This is a genomic window from Clostridium sediminicola, from assembly GCF_050402865.1.
Taxonomy (GTDB): domain Bacteria; phylum Bacillota; class Clostridia; order Clostridiales; family Clostridiaceae; genus Clostridium_AF; species Clostridium_AF sediminicola.
The window spans coordinates 100,105-112,130 of the sequence record NZ_BAABMF010000012.1; the positions used below are offsets into that span (position 1 = coordinate 100,105).

Below are 12,026 nucleotides of genomic sequence, written 5' to 3' on the forward strand. Positions count from 1 at the left end.
TGATATATTAAGTTAATAACAAATGAGAGGGAGATAAAATTGAAATATCGCTGTTTAATTTTAGACCATGATGATACAGTAGTTAAAAGCACACCAAACATTCACTATCCTTCATTTATTGAAGCTCTAAAAGTATTAAGACCGAATATGAAACCTTTATGCTTTGAAGAATTTGTTGCATATTGTTTTAACCCAGGGTTTTCAGAGTTATGTAAAGATATTTTGAAGTTTAGTAAAAAAGAACAGGAGTATCAATACAAAATATGGAAAAGTTATACAAACACAAAAATACCTGACTTTTACCCTGGTTTCTCTGAGTTGATAACAGAATACAAGGAGTTAGGTGGTATAATATGTGTTGTATCTCATTCAGAGAGCGAACAGATTACGAGAGATTACATGTTAAATTGTGAGTTAAATCCAGATTTAATATTCGGATGGGAATTAGAAGAACATAAGCGGAAGCCTAACTCCTATCCAATAATAGAAATTATGAAAAGATTCGATTTAGATAGTAAAGAGATATTAGTAGTAGATGACTTAAAACCTGGATTAGATATGGCAAAAAGTTGTAACATTGCATTCGCTGGTGCAGGATGGTCACATGTTATTCCAGAGATAAAGGACTATATGAAATTAAATTCGGATTATTATTTTTCAACTGTTGATTCTTTGAAGAGATTTTTACTGTCAGCTTAAGGAGTTATTACGTAATATTTATATAAGGCAAAATAACTATAAAATTATAGTTGTAATGTATAAAAATTAACTGGAGAGATATTAAAAGATACATCAAATTTATTGATTTAAATATTGTCCTATGCTAAAATTGATTTAATATTATTGAAAGTTAAAAAGTTTAACATAGTTTTCTAGGGTTCCACAGTATATAACTGGATAGGTCCAAGAGAGAACGCACAGTTCACTGTGTACACGGAAGGATAAAAGCCTGGGAGATATTAAAACAATATTTCTCAGGCTTTTTATTTTTAATTATTTTAAGAATTATACCAGTACTTGTTAAGGAAAGGATGAAATAAAAGATGTCAAAAAAAATATTAACAATGAAATTATTAAAAGAAAAATATGGGGTTTGTAGGTTAAACAAAATTGATTCAATTCCTAACTGGATAAAAAATAGTGAATTTTATTCTATAACAAAAACATCAGATGAATTATCAATTGTGTGTAATCAACAGGATGTTCCCAATGATATAAAGTGCGAAAAAGATTGGAGAATTCTAAAAATAGAAGGACCTTTAGATTTTTCTCTAATTGGAATTCTTGCTTCAATTAGTACAATATTAGCACAAAAGGGAATAAGCATATTTGCAGTCTCCACCTATGATACAGACTACATACTTGTTAAAGATAGTGATATAGATAATGCTATAGAAGCATTAGTTAATGAAAATTATGAAGTTATAAATTAATTTGAAAGAAGATTACAATCATTATAGACTACTTACTGATACTCAATCAATTGGAGCGTCTATTCAAACAATGATTTTAGCTGCAAAGGATTTAAGACTTGGTTCTCTTTGGATTTGTGATATTTTTTATTCTCATAAAGAAATATGTTCTTGGTTAAATCGCAAAGATGAACTTGTCGCTGCTGTAGCTATAGGGTATGCAAATCAATTTCCTAATTCACGTCCACGAAAGCAATGGAAAGAAGTTACTGAATGGATGAGGTAACTCATTTACAATCAAAGGCAAAAGTTGAGTTTTTTAGGCAAGCTTTAGATGAATTAAGGAATAGTATCATTAAGAAATTTGGTGAATACTGAAACTGAGATATTTCATTGAGGAATATCTCGATTCTTTTTATTATACGAAAAATTCATAAATTTTTCATCTAAAAATAGAATTAATAAAACTTAACAAAAATGATGTAATAATATAAAATGATAGATATAATGTATAAAAATAGTAATACTAGGGGGATTTATAATGTTGTTTAAGCCAGTGAAGACTCAAAAAATAACAGATAACATTTTTGCAATAAGAACTTTAATATCAAATTTTTATATTTATACTGATGGAGAAAATTCTATATGTTTTGATACAGGCTATGTACCAATGATTATTAAGGCTGCACTAAGAAAAATCAATCTGACTTCAGATTCACTTTCACATGTTTTTCTAACACATTCGGATTATGATCATGTTGGTGGAGTAAATTTATTCAAAAATGCACAAGTTTTTCTATCATCTGATGAAGAAAAGATGATTACCTTCAAGAAAACAAGATTATTATTTTTATTTAACAAAAGGATTAAAAGAAAATACCAATTATTAAACGATGGGGATGAAATAAACATAGGTAAAATCAGAGTAAAAGCAATTTCAACTCCAGGGCATACCCCTGGTTCAATGTGTTATATAGTTAATAACAGTATTCTATTTGCTGGGGATTCGTTGACAATTCGTAATGGTGAAGTGAAACCGTTCTTTTGGTTACAGAATATGAATACTAAACTTCAGAAAGAATCAATTGAGAAACTTTTCAAAAGGGTAAAAGTAGACCTTGTTTGTACAGGCCATTCAGGATATTTAAGAATTTAGTTTTATGTATAGTAATGAGAAATCTGTTACAATATTCAAATAAGTTAAGCTGAAAATGTAAAATATTGTGTAGTAAAGATTATGAATATTGCTTTAGGAGGACGGGAATGAAAACTGTAGTAATAAAAGAATGCGAAAGTATAACAATTCCAAATTCTATTACATTTGATTTAACGCAAATGGCAGTAAAGAATTGCATTGGCTGTTGGTCTTGTTGGTGGAAAACACCGGGTGTATGCACTTATAAGGATTTAGATGTATTTTATCATGAGTATATAACGGCAGATAAGGCTATCTATTTTTCAAAAGTTATAAAGGGATTTGTAAGTGGTAATTTGAAAACGCTTTTTGATAGAATGATACCACTTTATCTACCATATGTAACCTATAAGACAGGTGAATCTATGCACGTTCCAAGATACGAAAATTATCCTGATATTGAATTTTACTATGAAGGTGAATTTGAAACTGATGCTAGTCGTCAGATTTTTGTGGATTATATACGCCGAGTATTTTATCAGTTCTATTCAAAGAACATTATCATAAAACCTATTAAGGAATTTATTTAAAAGGACGGTGACAACATATGAACACAATAATTCTAAACGGTTCACCAAAAGGAAATTCAATAAATAGTAATACAAGAATTTTTACGGAAGAGTTTGTAAAAAACATGAAAAGACCATGTGAAATAAAATGTATCGCCGAGGCTGATCCTAAAGAACTTGCACAGTATATTAAGAACTTTGATGCAATAATTATTATGTTACCGCTTTATATTCATGCTATGCCGGGAATTGTTATGAAGTTTATAGAAGGGTTAGAGCCTGCAGATAATGATGGTAAATATATAGGTTTTATTGTTCAAGCAGGATTTATAGAAACTGCACAGGAAAAGTTTGTTGAACGTTATTTTAAAGATTTGTCAAGGCAGCTAAATTATAGCTATTTGGGCACAGTTTCAAAAGGAGAGGCTGCTGGTATTTATATGTATCCTAAAATGTTTAAAAAAGTGCTCAAATTAGTTGCTGATTTAGGTGTGGCATATGAAGAAACTCATGCTTTTGACAAGGATATTGTAAAGAGGCTGGGCAAACCCTATGAGCTTACAAAGTTTCAGTTGAGGATACTTAAGTTAGTTAATAAAGTAGGATTAGGAAATGTAGGGTGGCATAAAATGTTAAGGAAAAATAATGCGTTGGATAGAAGATTGGATAGACCATTTTTATGATAAAGATATTAGTGTTCCAAAGAACAGAAAATTTAGGAGGTCACTATGGGAAAAGCATTATCTGAAATGTCATTAGAAGAACTTTGGGAATTGTTCCCGATTATTTTGAAAGAACATAATCCTTCTTATAAGGAATGGTATTTAATTGAGAAAAATGAAATAGTTAATGTTTTAGGTCATAATAGTATTAAGCGAATTAATCATATCGGGAGCAGCTCGGTTAAAGGATTGATTTCTAAACCAACAGTAGATATTTTGTTGGAAGTTGATTGTACTTGTGATATAGAACAGATAAAATTACAGTTAATTAATGCTGGTTGGATATTGATGTCATTTGAATGTAAACCATATTTAAATATATCTTTTAATAAAGGGTATACTTTAAATGGTTTTGATGAAAAAGTTTTTCATCTTCATGTTAGATTTTTGGGAGATTGGAATGAATTATACTTTAGAGATTATCTTATAAATCATAGAGAAGTTGCTGAAGAATATGGGAAATTGAAACAAGCACTTAAAGATAAATACGAACATAATAGAGATGGGTACACCGAAGCTAAAACAGAATTCATAATGAAATATACAAAGAAAGCAAGAGAATATTTTGGAAATATATATAATCTTTGATTAAGATTTATATTAATATCTTTCGAATTAATACATTATTGATAAACTGAAGATAAGAATTTTGAAGCAGAAAAATTTAAGGTATTAAAGGTATTAGCAGTAAATAGCTGTCAGTAAGATTATTATATTTTGTAAAGAAAGTAGGGTAAATAAAATGATACAATCTATTGTACACATTGCGTTAGTAGTAAAAGATTATGATGAAGCCATTGAATTTTATACAAAGAGACTTCATTTTACATTAATAGAAGATACATATCAACAGGAGCAAGATAAGCGATGGGTTGTAGTATCTCCACCAGGCTCGTCTGGAACTACAATATTACTTGCAAGGGCTTCAAAACAGGAACAAGTATCTTTTATTGGAAATCAAGCAGGAGGAAGAGTTTTTTTATTCCTTGGGACAGATGATTTTTGGAGAGACTATAATGATATGATAGAAAAAAAAATTGAATTCGTTAGAGAACCAAAAGAACAATCATATGGTATTGTTGCAGTATTCAAAGATTTATACGGAAACTTGTGGGATTTAGTTCAATTTAAAGAAAATCATCCAATGTTTCAAAGAGTAAAATAGGTTAAACAAAGCAGTATTAATAAATGAAAATACTTACTAAGCTCTAAATATATTGGGAGGTGAAAATATGATTATAAGAAGAGTTGAAATAAAAGATTCAGAACGATTCTTGAATATGTTAATACAATTAGATAATGAAACAAATAATATGATGTTTGAACCAGGAGAAAGAAAAACAACTATAGAAAAAATGAAATCTAATATTAGTAATATAGATAATTCAAAGGCACTTACATTGGTAGCTGAAGATAAAGGAAATATAATCGGCTTTTTATCTGCCGAAAGAGGATTTGCTAATAGGATAAAACATAGCGCTTATATAGTTATAGGTTTATTAAAGGATTATAGAGGAAGAAATATTGGAGTGAAGTTTTTTGAAGAAATGGAGAAGTGGGCGTTAGAATGTAATATTACAAGATTAGAACTAACAGTGATGACTCATAATGAAGGTGCAATACGACTATATAGCAAAATGGGATTTAAAATCGAAGGAACAAAAGAAAAATCACTTATTGTAAATGGAAAATATGTGGATGAATATTATATGGGTAAAACTCTGTAGCTATCATGTACAAATCTACAATAAATATCAACATAGCTGCGAAGTGAAGGAGTTTAGATATAACAAAATACTATGATAGGAGTGTTAATTATGAAATCAGTTCGACAAATCGTATTTGATTATTTATCTGATATGAATATAACTTATGATATTATTGAGCATCCTGCTGTTTATACGATAGAGGAAATGGACAATCTTAGCATTGATACTAATAACCAAGTAGTTAAGAATTTATTTGTCCGAGATGATAAAAAGAAAAGATATTTTCTTATAGCTGTACAAAAAGATAAACGAGTTAATTTAAAAGAACTAAAGACAAAGTTAAATTGTAGACCTCTTAGCTTTGCATCTGAAAGTGCATTAGATGAGATTCTAGGATTGAACAAAGGTGCTGTTACTCCTTTTGGGATATTAAATGATACAAAATGCAAGGTTGAAGTTGTATTAGATAACGATGTTCGATATTTTCATCATATAGGTATTCACCCTAACGACAATACAGCAACAGTTTGGATAAAGCCTGAAGATTTGGAAGCAGTAATAAAAAAGCATGGGAATGAATTCTCATATGTGGAAATCTAGGAGTAATAGATAGATTAATTATAAATATTTGGTGTTATTTACCTATAGAAAGTTAAAGGAATCTATGATAAAAATATAATGTGCTTACATTAGCTTAAACAAAAGAAAAAGGAGGAAATGCTGGATGATTACATATAAATTAATTATGGGAATTATATTTTTTATTATTGGATGTGGATCTTTATTTGGGTACATTACTAAAAATGAAAAAATGTTTTCGAAAAAAGAACGTATAAAAAAAGTTTATGGAGATAAAGGTGGAATTATTTTTCATTTTGGAAAGTATGTTGTTGCTCCAATTGCAATTGGATTGATTATGATAATTTCAGAATTATTTTAGTTACTAAATTTTGATAAGGTGCAATAACTATAAAATTAAATGATTTGTATAATACCGTATTATTCATTTAAAATGGATTTTACGGTATTTTTGTTTCTGAATTCAATTATATTTTTATTAACTGCAGTGAATAATTTACTCTTCGAAAACTGAATACTGTGGTATAATAATAAGAAATATTTGCTATTGAAGAAATTTTATGGTGTTTAATATATGAATATTGTAATGGTAATCCTCTAGATGAAAAAAGTTTGAATTAAATATTTTGTAAAGAAAATTATTCAATGTTCCAGAGAGTAAAATGTGAAAATATAAAGATTGGTATAAGCGGAGGAGAAAAATGAATATATATTTAAAAGATATTGATAAAGAAAACTGGGAAGAATGTATTTTTTTAACTACCGATAAAGATGGTAAACATTTTCTTTGTGAGGAATTTGTTGCATCAAATGCTTTGTCTATTGCTCAATCAAAAATTGAAGATGGTTGGATTACAAAAGCAATATATCATGAAGATACTATGATTGGATTCACAATGTATGGATTTTCTTATGAAGAAAATTTTTATGAGATATGTAGAATTATGATAGATCATAAATACCAAGGAAAAGGATATGGTAAAGTAGCATTAAGAAAAGTGATAGGAGAAATGAGAAACTTTAAAAACTGTGATGAAATATTTTTATCCTTTGAGCCAGAAAATCAGATTGGGAAAAACCTTTATAAAAGTTTTAACTTTAAAGATACGGGTAAAGTTATTGATGGTGAACTGTTGTATAGTTTGAATTTAAAAATTATAAGAGCTTGAGATAAGTAATAATTCCAGTAATAAAAGTTAACGGGAGTGGTTGAATGAAAAAGATTAGTTGTAACAGATTTTTATATTATCTCATTCCAATGATAGTAACGGGAATTATATGCATTATTGGGTATATTTTTATCAATGGTATTCCATTGTTCAATGTTCCAGAAATAGAAGAAGTTTCATATGTTGAAATCTCTGATAGTCAATTAGATATAAAATCACGAAAATTTACTAAAGTCGAGGACATAGAGAAGGCAATAAGTCTGACTAACTTTCTATATTATAGCTTTGGAAAGCCAGAACAAAAGGAGCCATTAATTAAATTTTCATTTCATTTGAAAGATGGAAAATCATACGTTATCAGTTCAAATGAAAAGACTGTATTTGTCAATGGGAAAGCATATAAACTCAAAGGCGATAACGGAAAAACTTTTACAAACCTTACAGAAGGAATATTCTTTTTCAGTGAAATGGTAGAAAAAGAGAAAGATAAATAAATTAAAGGGTTTTAAGTTTATTTTATTAGGGGGTTATAGATAATGGTATTATTTATTGAAAGTATTGTTCTATGTGGACTATTTACTCTAATGGTGCTTCCACCACTTTATAAAAATCCATTAAATTGCATAATGTCCTATCCTACAGCCATTAGGCAAAGGGTGAAAAGTTTGCCACAGTATCAGTCAGAAATAAAAAAATATGAGACGAAACATATTACTGCTAAACTATTGTTTGCACTTGTGTGTATTATTCTTATGGCAGCAGTGGCATGGTTTTCAGGTTGGAGAACTTCTAGAGAAGCTTTTATAAATATATTTATATTGTTTTTTATAGTTAACCTTTATGATTTATTTATATTAGATATATGGCTTTTCTGTCATAACAAAAAAGTAATTATTCCAGGTACTGAGGACATGTTAAAAGAGTATAAAAACCCTGTTCATCATATAAAAGGTGCCGTTATCGGTACATTAATTGGATTAATTATAGCAACTGCATCAAGCGGAATTATTGGGTTATTTAATTCTTTTAAAATATGAAGTAAGGTTTATTTATACAGCAGAGGGGAGAAACATAATGAAAAAAAAATTTACAATTATTATAGCAGTTACATGTTTTTTAGCCATATCTTTTTTTTGTTGGCGCTATATATCATTAGAGAGTTTTTCAGACGAAGGAGAATTGGCGGATTATATTTCTCGTGAAGAAAATATTGAGAAAGTTGATATCAAGGAAACAAAAGTACAAGATGGATTCTTAGCAGTTTATTACAATAACGGAACAAAGGATAAACTCATTATTTTAGAGGAAGATAAGATTTTCTCTAATAGATACAAATACTTCGGTGGTTCTTCTAGTTCTTCTGAATTCAATACCTTCAATTTTGGACAATCATCTACATGGGCTTTAATTGTTGTGTACGGGAATAATAAGGAATTGAAAGCTAATTCATATGAATTTGTTAACAACGGAAATACATATACTAGTGAAGAACTTGGAGATTATGTGTTAGATATATATAAGATTAATGAAACATCAGATATTTCAAGTAACGGACATTTATACGATAAAAATGGAAAAGTAATTTGCCAATTATGAAAAAAGCGGTAAAGACGCTTTCCTATACAATAAAAAATCCGTTACTGTAAATGTAACGGATTTGTAAATTATTCATCATTTATACCTCTATTATACCACAAAATAAGGAAATTTTCAAGTCTTGTATAGATGTCAATGAGATGGTATTAATTACTAGAGGTGATAATTTTATGGATAAAAAAAGTATGACTGCATTAGTAAGTGCATTTTCAAGGGCATATCATTCAGTGGAAAATAAAGAGAAAGTATTTGATGATTACTTGGCAAAAGACATTTTAACTAAAAGTGAATATAATCAAATTGCAAGTAATATGTCAAAAGGGATTAAATTTTTCAATCCATTATTCAAGGGTACAGAGGAAGAGGCTTTACGTTGGATTGTAGATAATCAACTATCTCCATCCCCACTTGGTAGAGCAGCATTTGCAGAAAAAGCACTTGAAAATGCTGTGAGAATTGGAGCAAAACAATATATGATTTTTGCTGCCGGGTATGATACATTTGCATATCGTCAGCCTGAGTGGGCTTCTGAAATTCAAATCTTTGAACTTGATCATTCTGCTACTGCTATTGACAAGCAAAAACGTATTTGTTCAGTAGTAACAGAAAAGCCTACTAATCTGCACTGTGTATCTGTAGATTTTACAGAAAATAACTGGGAAAATGATTTAATTGCTGTTACTGAATTTAACCAAAGCAAAATTAGTTTTTGTAGCTTACTAGGAATAAGTTACTATTTGTCTAAGGAGACCTTTGCGGAAACAATCAAAACTATTTCAAGCATTGTACCAAAAGGTAGTGGGATTGTTTTTGACTATCCAGATGAGGATAGCTATACTCATAAGGCAGGAGAGCGTGCTAAAAAGCAAGCTGCAATGGCTGGTGCAGCAAATGAAAAAATGCTTGCAAGCTATTCATATTTAGAATTGGAAAAGTTATTGGCTGATAGCAATTTCTTGATTTATGAACATTTGACACCGAAGGAAATAACAGAGCAATATTTCAAAGAATATAATAGATTAAATCCAGAGCATACTATAACGGCCTTTGATAATGTGAATTATTGTTTGGCGGTGAAGAAGTAAAATATTAAAAAATGTAATGAAAAATTATACTCAATCAACCTCTATATTGACAAAAATATTAATAAATATTAAGCTTTTATTATATGGTCTTACTACAATACCAGAATACCAACCTAACATTGATTTGATTAAGTGTTTATTAAATTAAAGGATGAATTTTGAAAAATAAGATCAAATAATATAGTTAAGTTTTTTATAGTGAGGGGTGTTACTTTGAGTAAATTTTTAGGAGAGATAGAAAAATCATCTTCTATGTCTTTAAAGGTTGTAGAGAAGTTTCGAGAAGCATTAAAAGAAGGGCAACTTAAGGTTGGGGATAAACTTCCACCTGAGCGAGCATTAGCAGCACAATTAGGAATAAGCCGTGCACCATTAAGAGAAGGGTTAGGCATATTATCTGCCTATGGAATATTAGAGACCAAACCAGGAGAAGGTACCTTTGTCACAGATAAATTTGCAGAAAATGTATTTGATTTCTTAGGTATTAGTGATATTTCTAATAAAGAAAACTTTATGAATTTACTTCAGTTTAGAATTATTTTGGAAGTTGGAAGTGTTGATATGGCTATCAAGAATATTGATAGTGAAGAATATAAGAAAATGGAATTTGTCATCAATAAGTTACAAAAGGAAACTGACAAAGATAAAATTGTTCTAATTGATGCTGAATTTCATGAAATGATGATTAGATTAACTAAAAATCAAATACTTATAGAAACTTATAAAATGATTTCTAAACTACTTATAAAATTATTTTCGAAATTGATGGGGCAAGGTGACGTACGTACTGATATTATTAATGCCCATAGAGAGATATTGAATTATCTTAAAGATGGAGAAGTAGAGAAATGTAAAAATTCACTTCGTAAGCATATTTATAATAATCGCGAATTAATAGATAAATATAGTGATTAGAAATTGGTTCGTTAAAAAAACGCTCCTTGGTCTACGGATTATGGAGCGTAATTTTTATTGTTTTGAATTTATAAATTTCTTCCTTATAAAAAAAAATTCTGAAATGTCTGATATTTTAGTTGACAAAAATATTAATAGATAGTACTATATTGGTATAGCAAGTTTGGTAAGACCGCTATACCGATAGACCGAAATAGCTTTACTGTTAGATAAATTACTTTTACAAATAAATTAAAAGTAATTAGTAAATTTTAAATATAGCGGTCTAACCGCTATACCTGAATACCACTAATTTAATTACTGAACTACAGATTTAAATAATAATAATGAAAAACGGTAGTTCCTTATAGTGAGGTGAGTTGTATTGAATAATTTTTTAGGGGAGATAGAAAAAACTTCAGCTATGTCTCTGAAGGTAGTAGAAAAGTTTCGAGAAGCTTTATCTCAAGGGGAGCTTAAGATTGGTGATAAACTACCCTCAGAAAGGTTATTAGCAGAACAGTTAGGAATAAGTCGTGCACCTTTGAGAGAAGGATTAAGTATATTATCTGCTTATGGAATACTAGAATCAAAACCTGGAGAAGGAACTTTTGTGACAGATAAATTTGCTGAACATGTATTTGATTTCTTGGGTATTGGTGATATCTATAGTAAAGAAAACTTTAAGTTCTTACTCCATTTTAGAGTAATTATGGAAGTTGGAAGTGTTGATATAGCATTAAAGAATTTTAACAGTGAAGCATGTGAGAAAATGGAACATATGATTGATATGCTGGAAGAAGAAAAGGATAAAGATAAAGTTGTTCTAATTGATGCTGAGTTCCATCAAATGATAATTAAATTGACTAAAAATAAAATAATAATAGAAATTTACAAAATGATTTTTAAATTACTTAAATCATTAATTACAAAATTAATAGTTCATGTGAATGTAAGGGAGAATACAATTAGTGATCACAGAGAAATATTAAATTATCTTAAAGCTGGCGAGGCAGAAGAATGTAAAAGAGCAATTTGGGAACATCTAAACAACATTGACGTTTATTTAGATAAATATTTTGAATCTGATTAGATAAAAACAGCTTTATATTTATAAAAAAATAATAAATAGGTAACTTCACCTATTGTGGTCTAA

Annotated in this window: 18 protein-coding genes and 1 riboswitch; all 18 genes read left to right on the forward strand. The window is 29.0% G+C overall.

Annotated features, from left to right (window positions below; all coding sequences use genetic code 11):
- Nucleotides 1-39 precede the first annotated feature (39 nt).
- The 18 genes from ACQ3F0_RS18030 to ACQ3F0_RS18115 all read left to right on the forward strand — a co-directional run bounded on the left by ACQ3F0_RS18030 (nucleotide 40) and on the right by ACQ3F0_RS18115 (nucleotide 11,963).
- On the forward strand, nucleotides 40-699 hold the full coding sequence (locus tag ACQ3F0_RS18030; protein WP_428866819.1) for an HAD family hydrolase: 660 nt from the start codon (nucleotides 40-42) through the stop codon (nucleotides 697-699).
- A 162-nt stretch (nucleotides 700-861) separates the two neighbouring features.
- Nucleotides 862-958: riboswitch (guanidine-I (ykkC/yxkD leader) on the forward strand.
- Nucleotides 959-1,043: 85 nt separating this feature from the next.
- On the forward strand, nucleotides 1,044-1,433 hold the full coding sequence (locus ACQ3F0_RS18035; RefSeq protein WP_428866820.1) for an ACT domain-containing protein: 390 nt from the start codon (nucleotides 1,044-1,046) through the stop codon (nucleotides 1,431-1,433).
- Nucleotide 1,434: 1 nt separating this feature from the next.
- A complete protein-coding gene (locus ACQ3F0_RS18040; protein ID WP_428866822.1) occupies nucleotides 1,435-1,698 on the forward strand; it encodes a nitroreductase family protein in 264 nt (87 codons plus the stop codon).
- A gap of 255 nt (nucleotides 1,699-1,953) precedes the next feature.
- Nucleotides 1,954-2,568, forward strand: a complete 615-nt coding sequence (locus tag ACQ3F0_RS18045) for an MBL fold metallo-hydrolase (protein WP_428866823.1) — start codon at nucleotides 1,954-1,956, stop codon at nucleotides 2,566-2,568.
- Between the two features lie 107 nt (nucleotides 2,569-2,675).
- A complete protein-coding gene (locus ACQ3F0_RS18050; protein ID WP_428866825.1) occupies nucleotides 2,676-3,137 on the forward strand; it encodes a flavodoxin family protein in 462 nt (153 codons plus the stop codon).
- Nucleotides 3,138-3,154: 17 nt separating this feature from the next.
- The gene (locus ACQ3F0_RS18055; RefSeq protein WP_428866826.1) at nucleotides 3,155-3,799 is read left to right on the forward strand and encodes an NAD(P)H-dependent oxidoreductase; all 645 of its coding nucleotides are present in this window, start codon (nucleotides 3,155-3,157) and stop codon (nucleotides 3,797-3,799) included.
- A 45-nt stretch (nucleotides 3,800-3,844) separates the two neighbouring features.
- Nucleotides 3,845-4,426, forward strand: a complete 582-nt coding sequence (locus ACQ3F0_RS18060; RefSeq protein ID WP_428866828.1) for a GrpB family protein — start codon at nucleotides 3,845-3,847, stop codon at nucleotides 4,424-4,426.
- A gap of 154 nt (nucleotides 4,427-4,580) precedes the next feature.
- Nucleotides 4,581-5,003 carry a VOC family protein gene (locus tag ACQ3F0_RS18065; RefSeq protein ID WP_428866830.1) on the forward strand — a complete coding sequence of 141 codons (423 nt, stop codon included), beginning with the start codon at nucleotides 4,581-4,583 and terminating at the stop codon, nucleotides 5,001-5,003.
- A gap of 67 nt (nucleotides 5,004-5,070) precedes the next feature.
- Entirely contained in the window at nucleotides 5,071-5,565 is a 495-nt protein-coding gene (locus ACQ3F0_RS18070; protein ID WP_428866832.1) for a GNAT family N-acetyltransferase, read from the forward strand.
- A 90-nt stretch (nucleotides 5,566-5,655) separates the two neighbouring features.
- Entirely contained in the window at nucleotides 5,656-6,147 is a 492-nt protein-coding gene (locus ACQ3F0_RS18075) for a prolyl-tRNA synthetase associated domain-containing protein (protein WP_428866834.1), read from the forward strand.
- Nucleotides 6,148-6,271: 124 nt separating this feature from the next.
- Nucleotides 6,272-6,487 carry a hypothetical protein gene (locus tag ACQ3F0_RS18080; protein ID WP_428866836.1) on the forward strand — a complete coding sequence of 72 codons (216 nt, stop codon included), beginning with the start codon at nucleotides 6,272-6,274 and terminating at the stop codon, nucleotides 6,485-6,487.
- A 340-nt stretch (nucleotides 6,488-6,827) separates the two neighbouring features.
- Nucleotides 6,828-7,295 (forward strand): GNAT family N-acetyltransferase, encoded by a 468-nt coding sequence (locus tag ACQ3F0_RS18085; protein ID WP_428866838.1) that lies wholly within the window; start codon nucleotides 6,828-6,830, stop codon nucleotides 7,293-7,295.
- A 44-nt stretch (nucleotides 7,296-7,339) separates the two neighbouring features.
- Nucleotides 7,340-7,789: a hypothetical protein gene (locus ACQ3F0_RS18090; protein ID WP_428866840.1), complete on the forward strand. Its 450-nt coding sequence runs from the start codon at nucleotides 7,340-7,342 to the stop codon at nucleotides 7,787-7,789.
- 42 nt (nucleotides 7,790-7,831) lie between these two features.
- Nucleotides 7,832-8,332 (forward strand): hypothetical protein, encoded by a 501-nt coding sequence (locus tag ACQ3F0_RS18095; RefSeq protein ID WP_428866842.1) that lies wholly within the window; start codon nucleotides 7,832-7,834, stop codon nucleotides 8,330-8,332.
- A 37-nt stretch (nucleotides 8,333-8,369) separates the two neighbouring features.
- Nucleotides 8,370-8,891 (forward strand): hypothetical protein, encoded by a 522-nt coding sequence (locus ACQ3F0_RS18100; protein WP_428866844.1) that lies wholly within the window; start codon nucleotides 8,370-8,372, stop codon nucleotides 8,889-8,891.
- A gap of 170 nt (nucleotides 8,892-9,061) precedes the next feature.
- Nucleotides 9,062-9,976, forward strand: coding sequence for a class I SAM-dependent methyltransferase (locus tag ACQ3F0_RS18105; RefSeq protein WP_428866846.1), 915 nt, complete (start codon nucleotides 9,062-9,064; stop codon nucleotides 9,974-9,976).
- A gap of 213 nt (nucleotides 9,977-10,189) precedes the next feature.
- Nucleotides 10,190-10,891 (forward strand): FadR/GntR family transcriptional regulator, encoded by a 702-nt coding sequence (locus ACQ3F0_RS18110; RefSeq protein ID WP_428866848.1) that lies wholly within the window; start codon nucleotides 10,190-10,192, stop codon nucleotides 10,889-10,891.
- Nucleotides 10,892-11,255: 364 nt separating this feature from the next.
- Entirely contained in the window at nucleotides 11,256-11,963 is a 708-nt protein-coding gene (locus ACQ3F0_RS18115; protein WP_428866850.1) for a FadR/GntR family transcriptional regulator, read from the forward strand.
- The last annotated feature ends 63 nt before the right edge of the window (nucleotides 11,964-12,026 follow it).

What these genes read in the sequence shown, in the direction of transcription:
- ACQ3F0_RS18075 (WP_428866834.1), top strand. Translation starts at nt 5,656, where the DNA reads ATGAAATCAGTTCGACAAATCGTATTTGATTATTTATCTGATATGAAT.
- ACQ3F0_RS18070 (WP_428866832.1), top strand. Translation starts at nt 5,071, where the DNA reads ATGATTATAAGAAGAGTTGAAATAAAAGATTCAGAACGATTCTTGAAT.
- ACQ3F0_RS18045 (WP_428866823.1), top strand. Translation starts at nt 1,954, where the DNA reads ATGTTGTTTAAGCCAGTGAAGACTCAAAAAATAACAGATAACATTTTT.
- ACQ3F0_RS18050 (WP_428866825.1), top strand. Translation starts at nt 2,676, where the DNA reads ATGAAAACTGTAGTAATAAAAGAATGCGAAAGTATAACAATTCCAAAT.
- ACQ3F0_RS18060 (WP_428866828.1), top strand. Translation starts at nt 3,845, where the DNA reads ATGGGAAAAGCATTATCTGAAATGTCATTAGAAGAACTTTGGGAATTG.
- ACQ3F0_RS18105 (WP_428866846.1), top strand. Translation starts at nt 9,062, where the DNA reads ATGGATAAAAAAAGTATGACTGCATTAGTAAGTGCATTTTCAAGGGCA.
- ACQ3F0_RS18100 (WP_428866844.1), top strand. Translation starts at nt 8,370, where the DNA reads ATGAAAAAAAAATTTACAATTATTATAGCAGTTACATGTTTTTTAGCC.
- ACQ3F0_RS18085 (WP_428866838.1), top strand. Translation starts at nt 6,828, where the DNA reads ATGAATATATATTTAAAAGATATTGATAAAGAAAACTGGGAAGAATGT.
- ACQ3F0_RS18035 (WP_428866820.1), top strand. Translation starts at nt 1,044, where the DNA reads ATGTCAAAAAAAATATTAACAATGAAATTATTAAAAGAAAAATATGGG.
- ACQ3F0_RS18080 (WP_428866836.1), top strand. Translation starts at nt 6,272, where the DNA reads ATGATTACATATAAATTAATTATGGGAATTATATTTTTTATTATTGGA.
- ACQ3F0_RS18055 (WP_428866826.1), top strand. Translation starts at nt 3,155, where the DNA reads ATGAACACAATAATTCTAAACGGTTCACCAAAAGGAAATTCAATAAAT.
- ACQ3F0_RS18065 (WP_428866830.1), top strand. Translation starts at nt 4,581, where the DNA reads ATGATACAATCTATTGTACACATTGCGTTAGTAGTAAAAGATTATGAT.
- ACQ3F0_RS18090 (WP_428866840.1), top strand. Translation starts at nt 7,340, where the DNA reads ATGAAAAAGATTAGTTGTAACAGATTTTTATATTATCTCATTCCAATG.
- ACQ3F0_RS18095 (WP_428866842.1), top strand. Translation starts at nt 7,832, where the DNA reads ATGGTATTATTTATTGAAAGTATTGTTCTATGTGGACTATTTACTCTA.